Here is a 2,584-nt window from a genome sequence, read left to right on the forward strand (position 1 = left end):
GCCCGGGGTCTTTCCGTTTACAGAGAATGTCGCAGAGGGCCGCGCTCTGCGACATTTTTATAGCTTAACGTTAGCATATTCAATTGTCTGTGTCAAGTGACGATTATGCTTTGGATTCGTCAACAGAATGGCTGAATTGCGCTGCGGCATCGTCCTGCAGATACCTGGCATCAGGCATTTTTCCGCAAAACCATCGCCTGAAATGTAGCCGTCCCGTCCCCGTTTCTACAGGAAAACTGCATATGCGTTCCCTTCACCTGGCAAAAGCCCGCAAGCTCCAGCGCGCGGACCAGCCCGGCGTAGGCGCCGTCCTCCTCATAGCGCTCCACGCTGACCAGATGCCCCCCTGGCCTTACCAGCGCCGAGAGCTCCTTTGCATACTGGCCATGCAGCCTGACCTGCTCCTCCGGCGATGGCGACGGCATTCCCGCTTCTTCGCAGAGGGCTCTCCACGCGACATTTTCGTGGGCCGTGCGGCAGGAAAACAGGGTGTCGCACTTCCTCAGCCCCAGCGCATCCGGTTTGGAAAACTGCACATTGTCCACCTCCAGCTCTCCTGCCAGCTCTTTTGCCACGGATATTGCGTTTGAAGACAGTTCCAGCCCGGTAACGGCGCTGTCCGGATGCTGCAGTGCGAGAAAACAGGTCAGGATCCCATTCCCGCAGCCCATATCGAAAATCTCCCCTGACCAGAAGGAGCCGTGCTCCGCCAGATATTCCATGGCCCTGCGGAAAAACACGCGGTCGTAGAAAGACGCTGCCAAAAGGCTCGTCTTCAGGCTCTGGTTCCAGTAATCCACAAGCTCCTCCTGGCGGTGGAGATACACCGTATCCCCGGCCCCATAGAGCAGCCTTTCCTCTGACCGGTCGAACAGCTCCGTCAGTCTCTCGATGTGTCTTTCCCCCTCCTCCCGCCCGAAAGCTTCGACCAGCGCCGCGTCCAACTCCTTGATCCGGCGGATGCCTATGCGGGAAAGATATTCCTTTATTTCCAAACCCGGCACACGTAAACCTCCTCATATATGTTTAAAATTTCCCATCGTCCCTTCGATTGTACCACTTATTTGTCCCGGGGGCAATGGAGCCTGGCCTTTCTTCCATGATTCCGTATTCCACGATTCCTGTATCTTTCCCAAAATGCTGGTCAAGACACTTGACTATTTTGTACACTCTATGTAGGATCTGAAAGAGTCCTGACGGAAGGAAAATTTTTAATACGAAAGAGGAGGTGCCCGCAATGGCAAGAGGAGAAAACGTGTTCCAAAGAAAGGACGGGCGGTACGAGGCCCGCTACATCAAGGGGCGGAGGGCAGACGGAAGGCCCCTCTACGGCTTCTGCTACGGCAGGACATACGAGGAGGCAAAGGATAAGGCGGACAGGGCCCGGGAAAGGATCGAACAGACAGAACCGGCTGCACAAAAAGCAAAGCCCGGGCAGAGGCCGGACATGGCCTGCTTCTGCGACAGATGGCTGTCCGCCAACAGCGCCCGCCTGAAGCCCTCCAGCCGCGCAAAGTACCGCACGGACATCGAGAACCACATCAAACCCTTCTTCGGGGATAAGCTCCCCGGGGAAATCCTGCCGGAGGAAATCGACGGCTTCACCCGGTCGCTCCTGACCGGCAAGGGCCTGTCGCCGAAGACAGTCCGCAGCATATTGACCCTCTTCCATTCCATTCTATCCTACACGGGGAAGCGGTCAGGCGGGAAGCTTCCGGACGTGGAGATCACATACCCGAAGAGCTTCCGGAAAAATACGAGGGTGCTGGACGAGAAGGAGGAATCCGCTCTGGTGCAGCTCCTGGCGCAGGAAATGGATGCCTGCAAGTTCGGAGTCTATCTGGCGCTGCGCACGGGCATGCGGATCGGGGAGATCTGCGCCCTGCGCTGGTGCGACATCTCCTTCGAGGCAGCCGCCATCTCCGTCTGCCATACCGCCCTGCGGCTTCCGCGGGGAAATGTCTGCCAGGCAGACCCGGACCGGCCCTCCGCGGCGGCAGGGGATGACGGCGGGGCCCTGGCCCTTTCCAGGACAGAGCTGGTAATAGGGACTCCCAAGAGCGAGAGCTCCCTGCGCCTTATCCCCCTGATGCCGGACATCGCCACTCTGTGTGAGCGGTTCCGCCCGGAGGAGCCAGAGGCATTCCTCCTCACCGGCACGGACAGGTGCATGGATCCCAGAAAGCTCCAGCGGCATCTGAAGAAATATCTGGAGGAATGCGGCATCCCGGAGGCGCATTTCCATACCCTCCGGCACACCTTTGCCACCCGCTGCGTGGAGGCAGGCTTCGATGTGAAGACCCTGAGCGAGATTCTGGGCCATTCCAACATCGGCATCACCATGAATCTCTATGTCCATCCCAATCTCGACTTAAAACGCGAGAACATGAACCGTCTGAAATCCTTATTCCCACTGTAAGCACCATGCGTTGACTAAATGAGTCAGCGGATGGCGGAGTATGGAGAGCTGACTGACCGGCAGTCTGAAACGCAGTCCTTTCCGCAGTCAGCCGGAAGGCGTCCGGGCCATACGCCCAAAGCCTTTTTGGCATCTCCGTTTCTCCATGTCGCAGAGCGCGGCCCT

General features: G+C 57.9%; 2 protein-coding genes. One reads left to right on the forward strand and one right to left on the reverse strand.

Features of this window, described 5'->3' with window-relative positions:
- Positions 1 to 170 precede the first annotated feature (170 nt).
- Positions 171 to 1,004 (reverse strand): methyltransferase domain-containing protein, encoded by an 834-nt coding sequence (locus Q2B33_RS23765; protein ID WP_300572114.1) that lies wholly within the window; start codon positions 1,002 to 1,004, stop codon positions 171 to 173.
- 233 nt (positions 1,005 to 1,237) lie between these two features.
- On the opposite strand from Q2B33_RS23765, the gene Q2B33_RS23770 reads away from it, so the two are divergent.
- Entirely contained in the window at positions 1,238 to 2,419 is a 1,182-nt protein-coding gene (locus Q2B33_RS23770; protein WP_300572112.1) for a site-specific integrase, read from the forward strand.
- The last annotated feature ends 165 nt before the right edge of the window (positions 2,420 to 2,584 follow it).

It is taken from the genome of uncultured Acetatifactor sp. (genome assembly GCF_948601915.1).
In the GTDB taxonomy this organism is placed as follows: domain Bacteria; phylum Bacillota; class Clostridia; order Lachnospirales; family Lachnospiraceae; genus Acetatifactor.